The sequence below is a fragment of the Pseudomonas sp. GD03842 genome, from assembly GCF_029841165.1.
GTDB lineage: Bacteria > Pseudomonadota > Gammaproteobacteria > Pseudomonadales > Pseudomonadaceae > Aquipseudomonas.
In genome coordinates this window covers 44,435-62,400 of the sequence record NZ_JAOCEA010000001.1, presented here as the reverse complement: position 1 = coordinate 62,400, position 17,966 = coordinate 44,435, and the positions used below count along the sequence as shown (strand labels likewise).

14 protein-coding genes are annotated in these 17,966 nt (G+C 61.1%); 6 read left to right on the top strand and 8 right to left on the bottom strand.

The genetic code is table 11. The features are described from left to right. Positions 1–50 precede the first annotated feature (50 nt). Positions 51–2,426 carry a phosphoenolpyruvate synthase gene (ppsA, locus tag N5D61_RS00295; protein WP_279890063.1) on the bottom strand — a complete coding sequence of 792 codons (2,376 nt, stop codon included), beginning with the start codon at positions 2,424–2,426 and terminating at the stop codon, positions 51–53. 191 nt (positions 2,427–2,617) lie between these two features. Between ppsA and N5D61_RS00290 the strand changes: the two genes are divergently transcribed. Continuing rightward, positions 2,618–3,436, top strand: a complete 819-nt coding sequence (locus N5D61_RS00290; protein WP_108238036.1) for a pyruvate, water dikinase regulatory protein — start codon at positions 2,618–2,620, stop codon at positions 3,434–3,436. Between the two features lie 114 nt (positions 3,437–3,550). Here the strand turns inward: N5D61_RS00290 and prpF are convergent, their stop codons facing one another. The 5 genes from prpF to N5D61_RS00265 form a co-directional block, all read right to left on the bottom strand. After that, a complete protein-coding gene (gene prpF / locus N5D61_RS00285) occupies positions 3,551–4,735 on the bottom strand; it encodes a 2-methylaconitate cis-trans isomerase PrpF (RefSeq protein ID WP_279890060.1) in 1,185 nt (394 codons plus the stop codon). A 92-nt stretch (positions 4,736–4,827) separates the two neighbouring features. Further along, a complete protein-coding gene (gene acnD, locus N5D61_RS00280) occupies positions 4,828–7,422 on the bottom strand; it encodes a Fe/S-dependent 2-methylisocitrate dehydratase AcnD (protein WP_279890059.1) in 2,595 nt (864 codons plus the stop codon). Between the two features lie 163 nt (positions 7,423–7,585). Further along, positions 7,586–8,713 carry a 2-methylcitrate synthase gene (prpC, locus tag N5D61_RS00275; RefSeq protein ID WP_279890057.1) on the bottom strand — a complete coding sequence of 376 codons (1,128 nt, stop codon included), beginning with the start codon at positions 8,711–8,713 and terminating at the stop codon, positions 7,586–7,588. 160 nt (positions 8,714–8,873) lie between these two features. After that, complete coding sequence (gene prpB, locus N5D61_RS00270; RefSeq protein WP_279890055.1) at positions 8,874–9,764, bottom strand: methylisocitrate lyase; 891 nt, start codon at positions 9,762–9,764, stop codon at positions 8,874–8,876. After that, positions 9,761–10,468: a GntR family transcriptional regulator gene (locus N5D61_RS00265; protein WP_108238031.1), complete on the bottom strand. Its 708-nt coding sequence runs from the start codon at positions 10,466–10,468 to the stop codon at positions 9,761–9,763. Before N5D61_RS00265 ends, prpB begins: the two co-directional genes overlap by 4 nt. 281 nt (positions 10,469–10,749) lie before the next feature. On the opposite strand from N5D61_RS00265, the gene N5D61_RS00260 reads away from it, so the two are divergent. From N5D61_RS00260 to N5D61_RS00240, 5 genes are all read left to right on the top strand, one after another. Then, entirely contained in the window at positions 10,750–11,298 is a 549-nt protein-coding gene (locus N5D61_RS00260; RefSeq protein WP_279890053.1) for an ATP-dependent zinc protease, read from the top strand. A gap of 4 nt (positions 11,299–11,302) precedes the next feature. Beyond that, positions 11,303–12,853 carry an inactive transglutaminase family protein gene (locus N5D61_RS00255; RefSeq protein ID WP_108238151.1) on the top strand — a complete coding sequence of 517 codons (1,551 nt, stop codon included), beginning with the start codon at positions 11,303–11,305 and terminating at the stop codon, positions 12,851–12,853. Beyond that, positions 12,853–13,821 (top strand): alpha-L-glutamate ligase-like protein, encoded by a 969-nt coding sequence (locus N5D61_RS00250; RefSeq protein ID WP_177411057.1) that lies wholly within the window; start codon positions 12,853–12,855, stop codon positions 13,819–13,821. The genes N5D61_RS00255 and N5D61_RS00250 overlap by 1 nt, the downstream gene beginning before the upstream one ends. A gap of 215 nt (positions 13,822–14,036) precedes the next feature. Continuing rightward, positions 14,037–15,380: an aminodeoxychorismate synthase component I gene (gene pabB, locus N5D61_RS00245; protein ID WP_279890516.1), complete on the top strand. Its 1,344-nt coding sequence runs from the start codon at positions 14,037–14,039 to the stop codon at positions 15,378–15,380. Positions 15,381–15,499: 119 nt separating this feature from the next. After that, positions 15,500–16,234: a phosphoadenylyl-sulfate reductase gene (locus N5D61_RS00240; RefSeq protein WP_279890051.1), complete on the top strand. Its 735-nt coding sequence runs from the start codon at positions 15,500–15,502 to the stop codon at positions 16,232–16,234. Positions 16,235–16,319: 85 nt separating this feature from the next. Here N5D61_RS00240 and cysB read toward each other — a convergent pair whose 3' ends face one another. Both cysB and N5D61_RS00230 read right to left on the bottom strand, forming a co-directional pair. Then, entirely contained in the window at positions 16,320–17,294 is a 975-nt protein-coding gene (gene cysB / locus N5D61_RS00235) for an HTH-type transcriptional regulator CysB (RefSeq protein WP_108238027.1), read from the bottom strand. A 150-nt stretch (positions 17,295–17,444) separates the two neighbouring features. Beyond that, positions 17,445–17,936: a universal stress protein gene (locus N5D61_RS00230; protein ID WP_279890048.1), complete on the bottom strand. Its 492-nt coding sequence runs from the start codon at positions 17,934–17,936 to the stop codon at positions 17,445–17,447. Between the last annotated feature and the right edge of the window lie 30 nt (positions 17,937–17,966).

The following is a 17,966-nucleotide window of genomic DNA, read 5'->3' as shown; positions in this document are numbered from 1 at the left end:
GTTCCAGAAGACAGGCCCGGGGAACGGGCCCGCATCTTACTCGCTTTACATCACTTTGGAGCATCCTGCTCGGACAGGAAGAACCAGGTTTCCAACACCGAGTCAGGGTTCAGGGAAACGCTCTCGATCCCCTGTTCCATCAACCAGCGCGCCAGATCCGGATGGTCCGATGGCCCCTGGCCACAGATGCCAATGTATTTGCCCGCCTTGTTACAGGCCTGGATGGCATTGGACAGCAGTTTTTTGACCGCCGGATTACGCTCGTCGAACAGGTGCGCAATGATGCCGGAGTCACGGTCCAGGCCCAGCGTCAGTTGAGTCAGGTCGTTCGAGCCAATGGAGAATCCGTCGAAGAACTCCAGGAACTCGTCCGCCAGCAAGGCGTTGGACGGCAGCTCGCACATCATGATGACGCGCAGGCCGTTCTGACCACGAGCCAGCCCGTTTTCCGCCAGCAAATCGACCACCTGGCTCGCCTCACCCAGCGTGCGCACGAACGGCACCATGATTTCAACGTTGGTCAGGCCCATCTCGTTGCGTACACGCTTGAGCGCACGGCACTCCAACTCGAAGCAGTCGCGGAAGTTTTCGCTGATGTAGCGCGAAGCCCCGCGGAAGCCCAGCATCGGGTTTTCTTCCTCGGGCTCGTACAGCTTGCCGCCGATCAGGTTGGCGTACTCGTTGGACTTGAAGTCCGACAGACGCACGATGACCTTCTTCGGGTAGAAAGCTGCGGCGAGCGTGCTGATGCCCTCGACCAGCTTTTCGACGTAGAAACCGACCGGATCGCCGTAACCGGCAATACGTTTATCGACGCTTTCCTTGATGTCCAAAGGCAGATTCGGGTAGTTCAGCAGCGCCTTGGGGTGCACGCCGATCATGCGGTTGATGATGAACTCCAGACGCGCCAGACCAATACCCGCGTTGGGCAACTGGGCGAAATCGAAGGCGCGGTCGGGGTTGCCGACGTTCATCATGATCTTGAACGGCAGCTCCGGCATGGCGTCGACGGAGTTCTGTTTGACGTCGAAGCCCAGCTCGCCCTCGAAGATATAACCGGTGTCGCCTTCGGCACAGGACACGGTGACACCCTGGCCGTCCTTGAGCAACTCGGTGGCGTTGCCGCAACCGACGACCGCCGGGATGCCCAGTTCGCGGGCGATGATCGCCGCATGGCAGGTACGCCCGCCGCGGTTGGTGACGATAGCGCTGGCGCGTTTCATCACCGGTTCCCAATCCGGGTCGGTCATGTCGGAGACCAGCACGTCACCCGCCTGGACCTTGTCCATTTCCGAGACGTCCTTGATGACGCGCACCTTGCCCGCGCCGATGCGCTGGCCAATGGCACGGCCCTCGGCCAGAACGGTGCCCTTCTCTTTCAGAAGGTAGCGCTCCATGACGTTGCCCGAGCTGCGGCTCTTCACGGTTTCGGGACGCGCCTGAACGATGTAGAGCTTGCCGTCGTCACCGTCCTTGGCCCATTCGATGTCCATCGGGCACTGGTAGTGCTTCTCGATGATCATCGCTTGGCGCGCCAGGTTGCTGACCTCTTCGTCGCTGAGGCAGAAACGGGCGCGATCGGCGGCGTCGACATCGACGGTCTTGACCGATCGCCCTGCCTTGGCCTCGTCGCCATAAATCATCTTGATGGCCTTGCTGCCCAGATTACGCCGCAGGATCGCCGGGCGACCCACCTCGAGCGTGCTTTTGTGCACGTAGAATTCATCCGGGTTGACCGCGCCCTGAACGACGGTTTCGCCCAGACCATAGGCTCCGGTGATGAACACCACGTCGCGGAAACCGGATTCGGTGTCCAGCGTGAACATCACGCCCGCGGTGCCGGTTTCCGAGCGCACCATGCGCTGGACGCCAGCGGACAGGGCGACCAGCTTGTGATCGAACCCCTGGTGAACGCGATAGGAAATCGCGCGGTCGTTGAACAGCGAGGCGAAGACTTCTTTCGCCGCACGGATCACGTTGTCGACGCCGCGAATGTTGAGGAAGGTTTCCTGCTGACCGGCGAAGGACGCGTCAGGCAAGTCTTCTGCGGTGGCGGAAGAGCGCACGGCGACGGCGATGTCCGGATTGCCCGCCGAGAGTTCGGCGAATGCGGTGCGGATTTCGCTGTTGAGCCGCTCGGGGAATTCGGCCTCCATGATCCACTGACGGATCTGCGCGCCGGTCTTGGCCAGTGCGTTGACGTCGTCGACATCCAGTGCATCGAGTACCTTGTGAATCTGATCGTTCAGACCACTCTGCTCAAGAAAATCACGATAGGCCTGAGCTGTAGTGGCGAAGCCGCCGGGGACGGATACGCCTGCGCCCGCCAGGTTGCTGATCATCTCGCCGAGGGATGCGTTCTTGCCCCCCACATGCTCAACATCTTGTTTGCCGAGCTTATCGAGGGAAACTACGTACTCTACCAAGGTGATCTCTCCACTAACCGATTTGTTGTTGGGAAAAGCTTTGGCGCTGCAATGACAGGGAACGGATTCTGCGCACGGGGTTCGGATCTTGAAGCCTGACGCGTAAAACTCGTTAGAATGCGGCCAATCATGGCCCGCAAGCGCGCCTATGATATCCAAGAATCGTCATCAGCTTAAGGCCCAGGGCGCAAATGAAACGATCCGCTTTCTTTATCTCCGACGGCACCGGCATCACTGCCGAAACCCTTGGCCAGAGCCTGCTCGCGCAGTTTGAAAACATTACATTCAACAAGTTCACGCGGCCCTACATCGACAGCGTCGAGAAAGCCCGGGCCATGGTGGCGCAGATCAACAAGGCCGCCGAGAAAGACGAAGTTCGGCCGATCATCTTCGACACCATCGTCAATCAGGACATTCGGGAAATCCTGGCGACCTCCGATGGCTTCATGATCGACATCTTTTCGACCTTCCTCGCCCCGCTCGAACAGGAGCTTAGTTCACACTCGTCGTACTCGGTGGGCAAATCCCACTCCATCGGTCACAACTCCAATTACATGGAGCGGATCGAGGCGGTGAACTTCGCGCTGGACAATGACGACGGGGCCCGTACGCACTATTACGACAAAGCGGACATCATTCTGGTGGGTGTATCGCGCTGTGGGAAGACGCCTACCTGTCTATACATGGCCATGCAATTCGGCATACGCGCCGCGAACTATCCGCTTACCGAAGACGACATGGAGCGCCTGCAGTTGCCCGCCGCGCTCAAACAGCATCGCGCCAAGCTGTTCGGGCTGACCATCGACCCGGACCGCCTGACGGCGATTCGTCATGAGCGCAAGCCCAACAGCCGCTATTCCAGCTTTGCGCAGTGTGAATTCGAAGTGCGCGAAGTGGAAAACCTGTTCCGCCGCGAGAACATTCCGCACATCAACTCCACTCACTTTTCGGTCGAGGAAATCTCGGCGAAAGTGCTGGTGGAAAAAGGGGTAGAACGCAGATTCAAATAGCACTGCGTAACCGCAGGCGCGCTTGCCCGCGATGGCGTCGTCTCATTCAGCACGGATTCGGCAGACAGATCGCAATCGCGGGCACGCGCACGCCTACGACGATGGCATGTGCGGTCAGTCACCCGGCACGCGCACCCACCCCTCCATCAATACCCGCGCGCTGCGGCTCATGATGGCCTTCTTCACTTTCCATTCACCTCCGACCTCCACCGCCTCGGCGCCCACGCGCAGCGTTCCCGAAGGATGCCCGAAGCGCACAGCCGTGCGTTCGCCGCCGCCGGCCGCCAGGTTCACCAAGGTTCCGGGAATCGCTGCGGCCGTGCCGATCGCCACGGCGGCGGTGCCCATCATCGCGTGGTGCAGCTTGCCCATGGACATCGCCCGCACCAGCAGATCGGTGTCGTTCGCCGATACGCGCTTGCCGCTGGAAGACAGGTAGTCACTGGGTTTTGCGACAAAAGCGACCTTGGGCGTGTGCTGGCGCTTTGCAGCATCCTCCACGCTGGCGATCAAGCCCATGCGCACGGCACCATGCGCCCTGATGGTCTCGAGTCGGCTCAATGCTTGCGGATCGCCATTGATCGCGTCCTGTAGCTCGGTGCCGGTGTAGCCAATGTCACTGGCGTTGACGAAGATCGTCGGGATACCCGCGTTGATCAGGGTGGCCTTGAGTGTCCCGACGCCGGGCACCTCCAGGTCGTCCACCCGATTGCCCGTCGGAAACATCGCACCGCCCGCGCCCTCTTCCTCTGCCGCCGGATCCATGAACGCCAGTTGCACCTCGGCGGCGGGAAAGGTCACCCCATCGAGCTCGAAATCGCCGGTTTCCTGAACCTGGCCATCGGTGATCGGCACATGGGCGATGATGGTCTTGCCAATGTTGGCTTGCCAGATCCGCACCACAGCCACACCGTTGTGAGGAATCCGCGCCGCATCGACCAGCCCATTGCTGATGGCGAAGGGCCCGACGGCAGCCGACAAGTTGCCACAGTTGCCGCTCCAATCCACGAACGGCGCGTCGATCGACACCTGACCGAACAGGTAATCGACATCGTGCTCGGGCTTGATGCTTTTAGACAGAATCACCGCCTTGCTGGTGCTGGACGTGGCGCCCCCCATGCCGTCGATCTGCTTGGCGTAGGGATCGGGGCTGCCGATCACCCGCAACAGCAGGGCATCGCGTGCCGGGCCCGGTACTTGAGCGGTTTCGGGCAGATCCTCAAGTCGAAAAAACACCCCTTTGCTGGTCCCGCCGCGCATATAAGTGGCAGGGATCTTGATCTGGGCTGTGTGAGCCATGGAATCGTTTCCTTCTTCATTCTGAGACAGGTACGGAACCGGTCCTCAGCGCCAGGGCCACGTGCAGACCGTGCCCCCGGCGCGAAAGGCCGTCATGCCACGGCGACCGATTCGAGGAAGTCCTGGGCGAAACGCTGCAGCACACCACCGGCTTCGTAGATCGAGACCTCTTCCCCCGTGTCGAGGCGACAGGTCACCGGCACCTCGATGCGCTCGCCGTTGTTTCGCTGGATAACCAGTGTCAACGTGGCTCGGGGCGTTCTTTCTCCGATGACGTCGAACAGCTCGGTGCCGTCGATCCCCAGTGTCGTACGGTTGGTGCCGGGCTGAAACTCCAGCGGCAATACCCCCATGCCCACCAGATTGGTACGGTGGATTCGCTCGAAGCCTTCGGCAACGATCGCCTCCACGCCCGCCAGACGCACCCCTTTCGCCGCCCAGTCACGGGAGGAACCCTGGCCGTAGTCGGCACCTGCGACAATGATCAGCGGCTGTTTGCGGTCCATGTAGGTTTCGATCGCCTCCCACATGCGCACCACCTTGCCTTCCGGCTCAATGCGGGCCAGCGAACCCTGCTTGACCTTGCCGTCCTCTCGTACCATTTCATTGAACAGCTTGGGGTTGGCGAAGGTGGCGCGCTGAGCGGTCAAGTGATCGCCGCGGTGAGTGGCGTAGGAGTTGAAGTCCTCTTCCGGCACACCCATCCTCGCCAGGTATTCGCCTGCCGCACTGTCGAGCATGATTGCATTGGACGGCGACAGGTGATCGGTGGTGATGTTGTCCGGCAGCACCGCCAACGGGCGCATGCCCCGGAGGGTGCGCTCGCCTGCCAGTGCACCTTCCCAATACGGAGGGCGACGAATATAGGTACTCATGGGACGCCAGTCGTAGAGCGGTTCGACCCTTGGACCTGTGTCCTCGTGAACGGCGAACATCGGGATGTACACCTGGCGGAACTGCTCCGGTTTAACAGCCGCTTTGACCACGGCGTCGATTTCTTCATCGCTTGGCCAGATGTCTTTCAGGCGAATCTCTTGCCCGTCCGGCCCAATGCCCAGCACATCCTTCTCGATGTCGAAGCGGATGGTCCCGGCAACGGCATAGGCCACCACCAGCGGCGGCGAGGCCAGAAAGGCTTGCTTGGCGTACGGGTGGATGCGCCCATCGAAGTTGCGATTGCCCGACAGAACGGCCGTCGCGTACAGGTCGCGGTCGATGATTTCCTGCTGGATCCGAGGCTCCAGCGCACCGGACATGCCGTTGCAGGTGGTGCAGGCGAACGCCACGACACCAAAGCCCAGTTGCTCGAGCTCACCGGTCAATCCGGCTTCGTCAAGGTACAGCGCAACGGCCTTGGAACCCGGAGCCAGGGAAGATTTGACCCACGGCTTGCGCGTCAGCCCTAGCGCGTTGGCGTTGCGTGCTAACAGCCCCGCAGCAATAACATTGCGTGGGTTGCTGGTGTTGGTGCAGCTGGTGATCGCCGCAATGATCACGGCACCGTCCGGCATCTGCCCAGGGGTTTGTGCCCAGGCGCCGGCGATGCCTTTTGCAGCGAGATCGGTCGTGGCCACCCGGGCATGGGGATTCGAAGGCCCAGCCATGTTGCGCACGACGCTGGATAGATCGAAGTGCAGCACCCGCTCATAGTGCGCCTCGGCCAAGCTGTCCGCCCACAGCCCGGTCTGCCGGGCATAGGTTTCGACCAGTTTCACTTGCTGATCGTCGCGCCCGGTCAGGGTCAAGTAGTCGATGGTCTGCTGATCGATGGCGAACATCGCGGCGGTTGCGCCATATTCCGGGGCCATGTTGGAGATTGTGGCGCGATCCCCCAGCGTCAGGGCACGGGCCCCTTCGCCATAAAACTCAAGGTAGGCCCCGACGACTTTCTGTTGACGCAAGTATTCCGTGAGCGCGAGCACCACGTCGGTGGCGGTGATGCCAGGCTGAGGCCGGCCCGATAGCTCGACGCCGACGATATCCGGCAGGCGCATCCAGGACGCGCGCCCCAGCATGACGTTTTCTGCCTCCAGCCCGCCGACGCCGATGGCGATCACGCCCAGCGCATCGACGTGCGGCGTGTGGCTGTCAGTGCCCACAAGGGTGTCGGGGTAAGCCACACCCTCGAGAGTCTGGATCACCGGCGACATTCGCTCCAGGTTGATCTGGTGCATGATGCCGTTGCCCGGCGGGATCACTTCGACATTCTTGAAGGCCTGTTTGGTCCAGTTGATGAAGTGAAAACGGTCTTCGTTGCGACGGTCCTCGATGGCACGGTTTTTCGCGAAGGCTTCGGGATCGTACCCACCGCACTCGACGGCCAGCGAATGGTCGACGATCAATTGGACCGGGACCACCGGGTTGACCTGTGCCGGGTCCCCGCCGCGCTCAGCGATGGCGTCGCGCAAACCCGCCAGATCCACCAATGCGGTCTGTCCAAGGATGTCGTGACACACCACCCGGGCGGGAAACCAGGGAAAATCGAGGTCGCGTTTGCGCTCGATCAACTGTTTCAACGAAGCCTGCAGGGCCGCCGGATCGCAGCGGCGTACCAGGTTCTCCGCCAGCACCCGCGAGGTGTACGGCAAGGTGGCGTAGGCGCCAGGCTTGATGGCCTCGACAGCCTCGCGGGCGTCGAAATAATCCAGCGAAGTGCCGGGCAATGGCTTGCGGTATTCAGTGTTCATCGTCAGAACTCGGTCACGGTTGGTTCAAAGGGCAGGCCTTGATCCCTGTCATGGTGTAGGAGCCCGATTGCTCGCGACCGCGTTGTACCTGCGACGACGATGTCGTCTGACACACCGCGGTCGTGGGCAAGCGCGCTCCTACCGCTCGGGACCTGAGCCAAATTTAGCGCTGCTCGATGGGCACGAACGTGCGCTGCTCGACGCCGATGTACTCGGCACTCGGGCGGATGATGCGGTTGTTCGCGCGCTGCTCGAATACGTGGGAGGCCCAGCCCGTCAGGCGCGAGCAGACGAAGATTGGCGTGAACAGCTTGGTGGGGATCCCCATGAAGTGGTAGGCCGAAGCGTGATAGAAATCGGCGTTGGGAAACAGTTTTTTCTGTTCCCACATAGTTTTGTCGATGGCTTCGGAAACCGGGAACAGCACCGTATCACCTGCCTCATCGGCGAGCTTTTTCGACCAGCCCTTGATCACCTCGTTACGCGGATCGTTGTCCTTATAGATCGCATGGCCGAAGCCCATGATCTTGTCCTTGCGCTCCAGCATCGCCAGCGTGCCTTTGACCGCATCTTCGGCGGACGAGAATTTTTCGATCATCTCCATGGCCGCTTCGTTGGCGCCGCCGTGCAGCGGGCCGCGAAGACTGCCGATGGCCGCGGTGATACAGGAAAACAGGTCCGACAGCGTCGAGGCGCAGACCCTGGCGGTAAAGGTCGACGCATTGAATTCGTGTTCTGCGTAAAGGATCAGCGAAACGTCCATGACCTTGCGGTGCAGGTCGCTGGGGGCCTTGTCCAATAGCAGCTTGAGGAAGTGCCCACCCAAGGAAGGTTCGTCGGTTACGCAATCGATGCGCTTGCCGTCATGGCTGAAGCGGTACCAGTAACACATGATGGCGGGGAACGCGGCCAACAGGCGGTCGGTTGCGTCACGCTGCTGGTCGAAACTCGTTTCCGGCTCCAGATTACCGAGCATCGAGCACCCGGTGCGCATCACATCCATCGGATGGGCCTCGGCGGGAATGCGCTCCAACACCTCTTTCAACGCAGGCGGCAGGTCCCGCAGGCCCTTCAGCTTTTCAAGGTAGCTGTCCAATTGCGCCTGGGTCGGTAACTCGCCGTACAGCAGCAGGTAGGCGACTTCCTCGAAGCGAGCGTCAGCGGCCAGCTCGCGCACGTCATAACCTCGATACGTCAGCCCGGCGCCGGCCTGGCCGACGGTGGACAAGGCAGTCTGCCCGGCAACCTGGCCACGCAGGCCCGCGCCGCTCAATATTTTTCCTTCAGCCATTGCTGTCTCCAATCTTGTCGTTTTAAGGGAATCGGCAATTCCGTGACTCGTAAGTCGCTGCAGGAGCGCGCTTGCCCGCGACGCGATCGGCCTGTGAACGCAGTGGCTGACACACCGCAATCGCAGGCAAGCGCGCTCCTATACAAGCTGTCGAATGCTCTCAGGACTTCTTCTGCGCGAACAGCGCGTCCAGTTTCTGTTCGAAAGCGTGGTAGTCGATACGCTCGTAAAGCTCCATACGGGTCTGCATGGTGTCGACCACATTCTTTTGCGTACCGTCACGGCGAATCGCGGTGTAGACGTTTTCCGCCGCCTTGTTCATGGCGCGGAATGCCGACAGCGGGTACAGCACCAGCGCCACCTCGGCCGCGGCCAGTTCCTCGGTGGTGAACAGCGGCGTTGCGCCGAACTCGGTGATGTTGGCCAGAATCGGTGCTTTTACGCGCGAGGCGAACAGCTTGTACATCTGCAACTCGGTGATGGCCTCGGGGAAGACCATGTCTGCGCCCGCCTCGATGCAGGCTGCGGCCCGATCCAGTGCCGACTCCAGCCCTTCGACGGCCAGCGCGTCGGTACGCGCCATGATCACGAAGCTTTCATCCGTGCGCGCATCGACGGCCGCCTTGATGCGATCGACCATCTCCTGCTGTGAGACGATTTCCTTGCCCGGACGATGACCGCAACGCTTGGCGCCCACCTGATCCTCGATGTGCATGGCGGCCGCGCCGAACTTGATCATTGATTTCACCGTGCGCGCCACGTTGAACGCGGAGGCGCCAAAGCCGGTGTCGACATCCACCAGCAAGGGCAAGTCGCAGACGTCGGTGATGCGGCGCACGTCGGTCAATACATCATCGAGGCCGGTAATGCCAAGGTCCGGTACCCCCAGGGAGCCCGCCGCGACCCCGCCACCCGACAGGTAGATGGCCTTGAAGCCGGCGCGCTGGGCCAGCAAGGCGTGATTGGCATTGATCGTGCCGACCACTTGCAGCGGATGCTCGCTGGCCACGGCATCACGGAAGCGTTGGCCGGGAGTCGTTCTTGAAGTCATTGTTCACCTCGGTCAGAAGCACCTTGATAGTGCTGTTCGATGTTGCGCCGCGAGGCGCCGATGTGGCGACGCATCAGCAGCTCTGCCAGTTCGCCGTCACGGTCTGCGATGGCGTCCAGAATGCGATGGTGTTCGGCGAACGCCTGGCGGGGCCGGTTGGGCGTGGTGGAATACTGGATGCGGTACATCCGCACCAGTTGGTAGAGCTCGCCACACAGCATTTGCGTCAAGGTGCCGTTGCGTGCCCCCTGAATGATCCGGTAATGGAAGTCGAAATCGCCCTCCTGCTGGTAATAGCCCACGCCGGCCTGGAAGGCGCAATCGCGCTCATGGGTGTCCAGCACATGGCGCAACTCCTCGATCTCTTCGATCGTCATGCGTTCGGCGGCCAGACGGCAGGCCATGCCTTCCAGCGATTCACGAATTTCGTAGAGCTCCACCAGTTCGGCATGGCTCAGCGAAACCACCCTGGCCCCGACATGCGGGACGCGCACCAACAAGCGTTGGCCTTCCAGCCGGTGGATGGCCTCGCGCAGTGGCCCGCGACTGATGCCATAGGTACGTGCCAGTTCAGGCTCGGAAATCTTGCTTCCGGGCGCGATGTCGCCCTTGACGATCGCCGCCTGAATGCGACGAAAAACGTTTTCGGACAAGGTCTCCGAATCGAGCGAAGCCGTGGGCGCGAGTTCAGGGCTATCCAACATTGTCGACACCTTGTGTTTCCAGTACATCAAATCTAGCCACTATCGGCACATTTCGTCAAAGATAATTTTAGGACTGTCGACAATCGTCTTATTACCGCTCGACTTGACCCACGGTTTGCCGGTGACACCAGCGTTGCCGTTCGCTGGCGCCAGAAAACCTTCATGCTAGAATGCCGACCGCATCAGCCTGCCAAGCATGTCTACCCGAGTGTGGCCAGAACCGGACTGCCGAGCCGACGCCGTCGTCGCTCTTTGTACTCACTTTCACCGCACCAGGATCTATGAGCCGCCACCCCCTTCTTTGCCTTCTCTGCCTGTATTTGCCGGGTCTGTTTTTCAGCGATTCGTCCGCGGCTGCGGGCAAGACGGTCTACGGGTTGAATGAGTACGCCGACCTGGCCGGGATCGATCTTCAGGTGGCGGCCAAACTCGACACCGGCGCGAAGACCGCGTCCCTCAGCGCCCGCGACATCAAGCGGTTCAAGCGTGACGGCGAATCCTGGGTGCGGTTCTATCTGGCGATCGACGATGCCCATGAGCACCCCATCGAACGCCCTCTGTCCCGGGTCAGCAAGATCAAGCGCCGCGCCGGCGACGTGGATCCGGACGACGAGAAAAAATACACCTCGCGCCCCGTGATCAGCCTCGATGTCTGCATGGGCAAGGTTTCTCGCACCATCGAAGTGAACTTGACCGACCGAAGTGCATTCCAATACCCGCTTTTGATTGGCTCCGAAGCCCTCAAGCACTTCGACGCACTGGTCGACCCCAGCCTTAAATTTGCTGCAGGCAAGCCTGCCTGCATCACTGATGCTCAAACCGCAGAGTAACGACATGCGCTCTCTTACCCTCCATCTGAAAATCCTGATCGCCACCCTGGTGACCCTGGGCATCGCGATCACGGCCTATCAGATACTGGTGCTGGGCATCCCGGTGACCGAAGACGAAACAGACGACTTGTGGAACATCGACGCCAAGGTCGAGTTCGTCGCCAATCCGAAGGACTCGGTCAAGGTGCAGATGTACGTCCCGCCGCTGTCCCGGGATTACATCAGCCTCAATGAAAGTTTCATCTCCAATAATTACGGCGTGAACGTCAACCGGGCCGACGGTAACCGCAAGGTGACCTGGTCAGCCCGCCGCGCCACGGGCAACCAGACCCTGTACTACCGCCTGGTGCTGACCAAGCGCTACAGCGCCGAAAAAGCCAAGGTCAAAGGCCCGATCTTCCGCGACAGCATCGCCGTGGAAGGCCCCGAGAAAATCGCTGCCGACGCCCTGCTTGCCCCCATTCGTCAACACTCCGCGGATGTCGAAACCTTCGTCAGCGAGGCAATACGGCGGGTCAACAACCTGAGTGACGACAACGTCAAGCTGCTTCTGGCAGGCGATCCTTCGGTACAGAACAAGGCCCGCGTCACCGAACTGCTGCTGTCCATCGCCCACGTGCCGGTGGAAAAGGTGCACACCATTCGGCTGGTCGCCGATCAACCCCAGGCGCCGGAGCTCTGGCTTCGCAGCTTCAACGGCAAGGACTGGTTGTATTTCAACCCCGAAACGGGCGAGGCCGGGCTCCCCGAAGACCGCCTGGTGTGGTGGATCGGCGACGACAATCTGATCACGGTCGAGGGGGGCAAGAAAGCGGTCGTCAGTTTCAGCCTGAACAACAGCGAAATGAACGCCATCCGCCTGGCCAAGTTGACCGACGAAAGCACCGATGCCGACTTCCTCGAATACTCGCTTTACGGCCTGCCACTGCAGACCCAGCAGACCTTCATGATCATGGTGATGATTCCGATCGGCGTGCTGGTCATCCTGATCCTGCGCAACCTCGTCGGCCTCCAGACACTGGGTACCTTCACGCCGGTGCTGATCGCCCTGGCCTTTCGCGAAACCCAACTGGGTTTCGGCATCGTCCTGTTCACCATCATCACTGCGCTCGGGCTATCGCTGCGCTCCTATCTCGAGCACCTGAAACTGCAGATGCTGCCGCGACTGTCGGTGGTGCTGACCTTCGTCGTGGTGCTGATCGCCGCCATCAGCCTGTTCAGCCATAAATTGGGCCTTGAACGCGGGCTGTCGGTGGCGCTGTTCCCGATGGTGATCCTCACCATGACCATCGAGCGCCTGTCGATCACCTGGGAAGAGCGCGGCGGTGGCCACGCAATGAAGGTCGCCATCGGCACCCTCTTCGCCGCCTCGCTGGCACACATCATCATGACCGTCCCGGAACTGATCTATTTCGTTTTCACCTTCCCGGCGATCCTGCTGATTCTGGTGGGTTTCATGCTGGCCATGGGACGCTACCGCGGCTATCGCCTGACCGAACTGGTGCGCTTCAAGGCTTTCCTCAAGGAAGACGCTGAGCGGGAAAACGCCCGATGATCGGCTGGTGGAAGACCTGGAAAGCCCTGGAGGCCAAGGGGATCATGGGCATCAACCGGCGTAATGCCGATTACGTGCTCAAATACAACAAACGAAGCCTGTATCCCATCGTCGATGACAAGATCATCACCAAGGAGCGGGCCATCGCAGCCGGCATTCATGTGCCGGAGATGTACGGGATCATTTCGACCGAGAAGGAAATCGAGCGGCTTGACGAGATCATCGGCGCCCGCAACGACTTCGTCGTCAAACCCGCACAGGGCGCGGGTGGCGATGGCATTCTGGTCATTGCCGATCGCTTCGAGGAGCGCTTTCGCACGATCTCCGGGCGCATCATCAGCCATGACGAAATCGAGCATCAGATTTCCAGCATCCTCACCGGCCTGTACTCGCTGGGCGGCCATCGCGATCGGGCATTGATCGAATACCGGGTAACGCCCGATCCGATCTTCAAGAGCATCAGTTACGAGGGCGTGCCGGACATCCGGGTCATCGTGCTGATGGGTTACCCGGTCATGGCGATGCTGCGCTTGCCCACGCGCCAGTCCGGCGGCAAGGCCAATCTGCACCAGGGCGCGATTGGCGTGGGGGTCGACCTGGCCACCGGGCAAACCTTGCGCGGCACCTGGCTCAACAACATCATCAGCAAACACCCGGACACCACCAACGCCGTGGACGGCGTGCAACTCCCCAATTGGGATGGGTTCATGAAGCTGGCCGCCGAATGTTATGACTTGTGCGGCCTTGGCTACATCGGCGTGGACATGGTGCTCGACCAGGATCGCGGTCCGCTGATCCTCGAGCTCAATGCCCGCCCCGGTCTGAATATTCAGATTGCCAACGATTGCGGCCTGACCCACCGCACCCGCGCAGTCGAACAGCGCCTTGAAGAGCTGGCCGCTGAAGGCCGTCACGACAGCCCGGATGAGCGCGTCCAGTTCGTCCAGGCGCTGTTCGGGCACGTCTGAGGCAAACTTTCGGCGGTCGGGCCCGGTGCCACGCGATCACTTGCCAAAGCGTTCTCTGGCCGTGGCCAACCCCTTTCAACGCCTGACCGGGGTCTTGTCCGGGAACTGCGACCCGCAATACAGCGGCGCGCAGGCGTCAAATTCCGACACACCTCTAGGAGGCTGATCAGCAGAGGACTACAATCGCCGTCCGCGCCATGACTGACCGCTTCCGCATGCCAATCTGCTCTGTACACCCGATCCCCTACCACGCCAACCCGACCGGGTATTTTTCTGCGGTTCGCCACGCGCCCGGCGCCGTGCTGCTGGACAGCGGCCGCCCGGAAGCGGACCGGGGGCGGTTCGACATCCTCAGTGCCTGGCCGCTGCAGGTGTTCGTTCCCGAAACGGGCGAAACAGGTGCTGCGTTTCTCGACCGCCTGCGCGCAGGCCTGGCTCAATTGCCAGAAGCAGCGTTGCCCGAACACCTCACCTTGCCATTCGCCGGCGGGCTGCTGGGTTACCTGGCCTACGATTTTGGTCGATTGTTCGAGGCGTTGCCCGCCCAGGCCATCGATGACCTGCACCTGCCCTCGGCGCAACTCGGCCTGTACGATTGGGCGCTGATCAGTGACCATCAGCAACGCACTTCGCAGTTGATGTTCCATCCTTCGATGAGTCTGCAAGCACGCCAGCGGCTGATCGAGCTGTTCGACACCCCCGCCCCGTCGGGTGAAACGTCCTTCCAGCTCACCCGCCCGTTTTCCGCGGACACGAGTGCCGAGCAGTATCGAGCGGCCATCGAGCGCATTCATGCCTACATTCAGGCCGGCGACTGCTATCAGGTCAATTTCGCCCAGCGGTTTCGTGCCGGTTACAGCGGCGATCCATGGACGGCCTACCAGGCGCTGCGGGTGGCCTGCCCGACACCCTTCGCTGGCTTCCTCGCCCTGCCTGATGGCGATGCGGTGCTGAGCCTGTCCCCGGAGCGCTTCATCAAGGTCAGCCAGCGCCAGGTCGAAACCCGCCCGATCAAAGGCACGCGCCCCCGCGGTCGGGATGCCATCGAAGACCGAGCCTATGCCGAGGCGTTACTCGCCAGCCCGAAGGACCGCGCCGAGAACCTGATGATCGTCGACCTGCTGCGCAACGATTTGGGCCGCACCTGCCGGACCGGCTCAGTGCGGGTGCCCGAGCTGTTCAGCCTGGAAAGCTATCCCAACGTTCATCATCTGGTCAGTGCAGTGACCGGCGAACTGGCCAACGGAAAGGATGCGCTCGACCTGATCGGCAGCAGCTTCCCCGGAGGCTCGATCACCGGCGCACCGAAGATTCGCTCCATGCAGATCATCGACGAGCTGGAGCCCACACGCCGTGCGTTGTATTGCGGCTCATTGCTGTATCTGGACGTGCGCGGCGAAATGGACAGCTCCATCGCGATTCGCAGCCTCCTCGCCCAACAGGGCCAGATCGCCTGCTGGGGTGGCGGCGGCATCGTCGCCGACTCGGATTGGAACGCCGAGTACCAGGAGTCCATCACCAAGGTTCGGGTGCTGCTCGAAACACTCGAGGGGCTGTGACCGGCCCCCCCTTGGAATCGCCGCTCGCCTGCAGCTTTCGGGCAAACCGACGGCGGTTTTTGTTACCATCTGTGCCATTACGAGCGCCTAAGCGCCACCCTTGATTAGGAAGCCGCCTGATGAGCCATCCCTTCGACGTCGCTGAAATCGCCGCGACGTATGCCGACAAGTCCGCCCAGGACATTCTCAAATTCGCCTTCCAGCATTTTGGCGACGAGCTGTGGGTCTCCTTCAGCGGCGCCGAAGACGTGGTGCTGGTTGACATGGCGTGGAAAATCAACAAGAACGTCAAGGTGTTCAGCCTGGACACCGGGCGTCTGCACCCCGAGACCTACCGTTTCATCGATCAGGTTCGCGAGCAGTACAACATCGCCATCGACATCGTTTCTCCCGATCGCGAGAAGCTCGAACCGTTCGTCAAGGAGAAGGGCCTGTTCAGTTTTTATCGGGACGGTCACGGGGAATGCTGCGGCGTGCGCAAGATCGAACCCCTGCGCCGTAAACTGACGGACGTCAAGGCTTGGGCCACCGGCCAGCGTCGCGATCAAAGCCCGGGCACGCGTAACAACGTGGCCGTGGTTGAAATGGACGGTGCGTTCTCGACCCCCGAGCGCACACTCTACAAATTCAACCCGTTGGCGCAGATGACCAGCGCCGAAGTGTGGAATTACATTCGCATGCTGGAACTGCCTTACAACAGCCTGCACGAACGCGGATTCATCAGCATCGGCTGCGAGCCCTGCACCCGCCCGGTCCTGCCGAACCAGCATGAACGTGAGGGTCGCTGGTGGTGGGAAGAAGCCACCCAGAAAGAATGCGGGTTGCACGCAGGCAACCTGATCACCAAAGCCTGAACGCCCTATCAAGGAACAGGCGCACCCGCAAAAGCGGCCCTGAAAAGGGCCGCGCTGGCTTGTCGCTCGACGAGTGCGGCTGCTCTTAGTGCTCGGGCAGCACAACGCCCTCGAACAACTCTTCCAATTCCTGCTTGTTGTGGCACTGAATGGCCTTGGCCATGACATCCCGGGTCAGGTGCGGCGCAAATTTCTCGATGAAATCGCACATGAAGCCCCGCAGGAAGGTCCCACGGCGGAAGCCGATCTTGGTCACGCTGGCCTCGAACAAATCACTGGCGTCGAGCACCACCAAGTCACTGTCCAGCGTCGGGTCCACCGCCATTTTCGCGACGATCCCAACCCCGAGCCCCAGGCGGACATAGGTCTTGATCACGTCGGCATCGGCCGCCGTAAACACCACTTTGGGCGTCAGGCCCCTGTGGCTGAACGCCTCATCGAGCTTGGAGCGCCCGGTAAAACCGAATACGTAGGTCACGATCGGGTATTCAGCGAGGACCTCAAGGGTCAGTTTGGGCACCTTGGTCAGCGGATGCCCTTGAGGCACTACCACACAACGGTTCCACGTGTAGCACGGCATCATCACCAGATCGCCGAACAGCTCCAGCGCTTCGGTGGCGATGGCGAAGTCCACCGTTCCGTCGGCAGCCATTTCGGCAATCTGCATCGGAGAGCCTTGGTGCATGTGCAATGCCACGTCCGGGTACTGCTTGATGAAATTGCTGATCACCGGCGGCAACGCATAACGCGCCTGGGTGTGGGTGGTGGCAATCGACAGGGTGCCTTTCTTTTCGTTGGAGAACTCTTGAGCGATCTGTTTGATGCTCTCGACCTTGCGCAGGATCTCGCCGGCCGTGGTGATGATCCGCTCGCCCGCGGGTGTGACGCGCGTCAGGTGTTTACCGCTGCGCGCGAAGACCTCGACACCCAACTCGTCTTCCAGCAGGCGAATCTGCTTGCTGATGCCCGGCTGCGAGGTGTAGAGGCTCTGCGCCGTCGCCGAAACGTTGAGGTCGTGGTGCGCCACTTCCCAGATGTAGCGCAGTTGTTGAAGCTTCATAGGTATCCCTCAAAGCCGGAAGACGCTCGCGCGTCCGCGACGGTATATAACTGGATTAATGGTCTGAAAGGCGAAGCTAGAACTTTTTATCATTTTTATTCAGTAATGGCACGCTGCTTTTCAACGCGTCGGCCATTTTCTGAAGATCGCTCACTGCCCGAACCGATACTGCATGGGCACCATGTACACCGGTACCTCGGACAACTGCAGAACCCTGGCGGCCGTTCGCCCGATGGGCGTGTCGCCCTCCCCCCCGTGACTGTGGCTGCCCAGCACCAGCAGATCGACAGCCAATCGTTGCGCCTGCTCCAGAATCACCTTGGACGGATCGCCCTGCACCACGCGGACGTTGCGAATCAGCGCGAGGTCCCGGTTGTCTTCGCCCAATTCGTCGCGAAACCCCGCCAGCACCCGAGCCTCGATGCCCTCGATGACGGTGTTGACCCCCTCACTTTGCAACTCCCGAAGCACATCCTCGGCCAGATAGCTCTGCAGGACCGACTCGGCGAACAACCCCATCGGCTCTACCACATGGATGACGTGCAATTCGGCATTGAACGTCCGGGCCAGTGCCAGCGCATGCTGCAGGACAACAGGGGCGTAAAGGCCTAGGTCCGTGGCAAACAGCATCGAGCGAATCATGTGACCTCCAGGCGACCCGTGGCAGGCGCA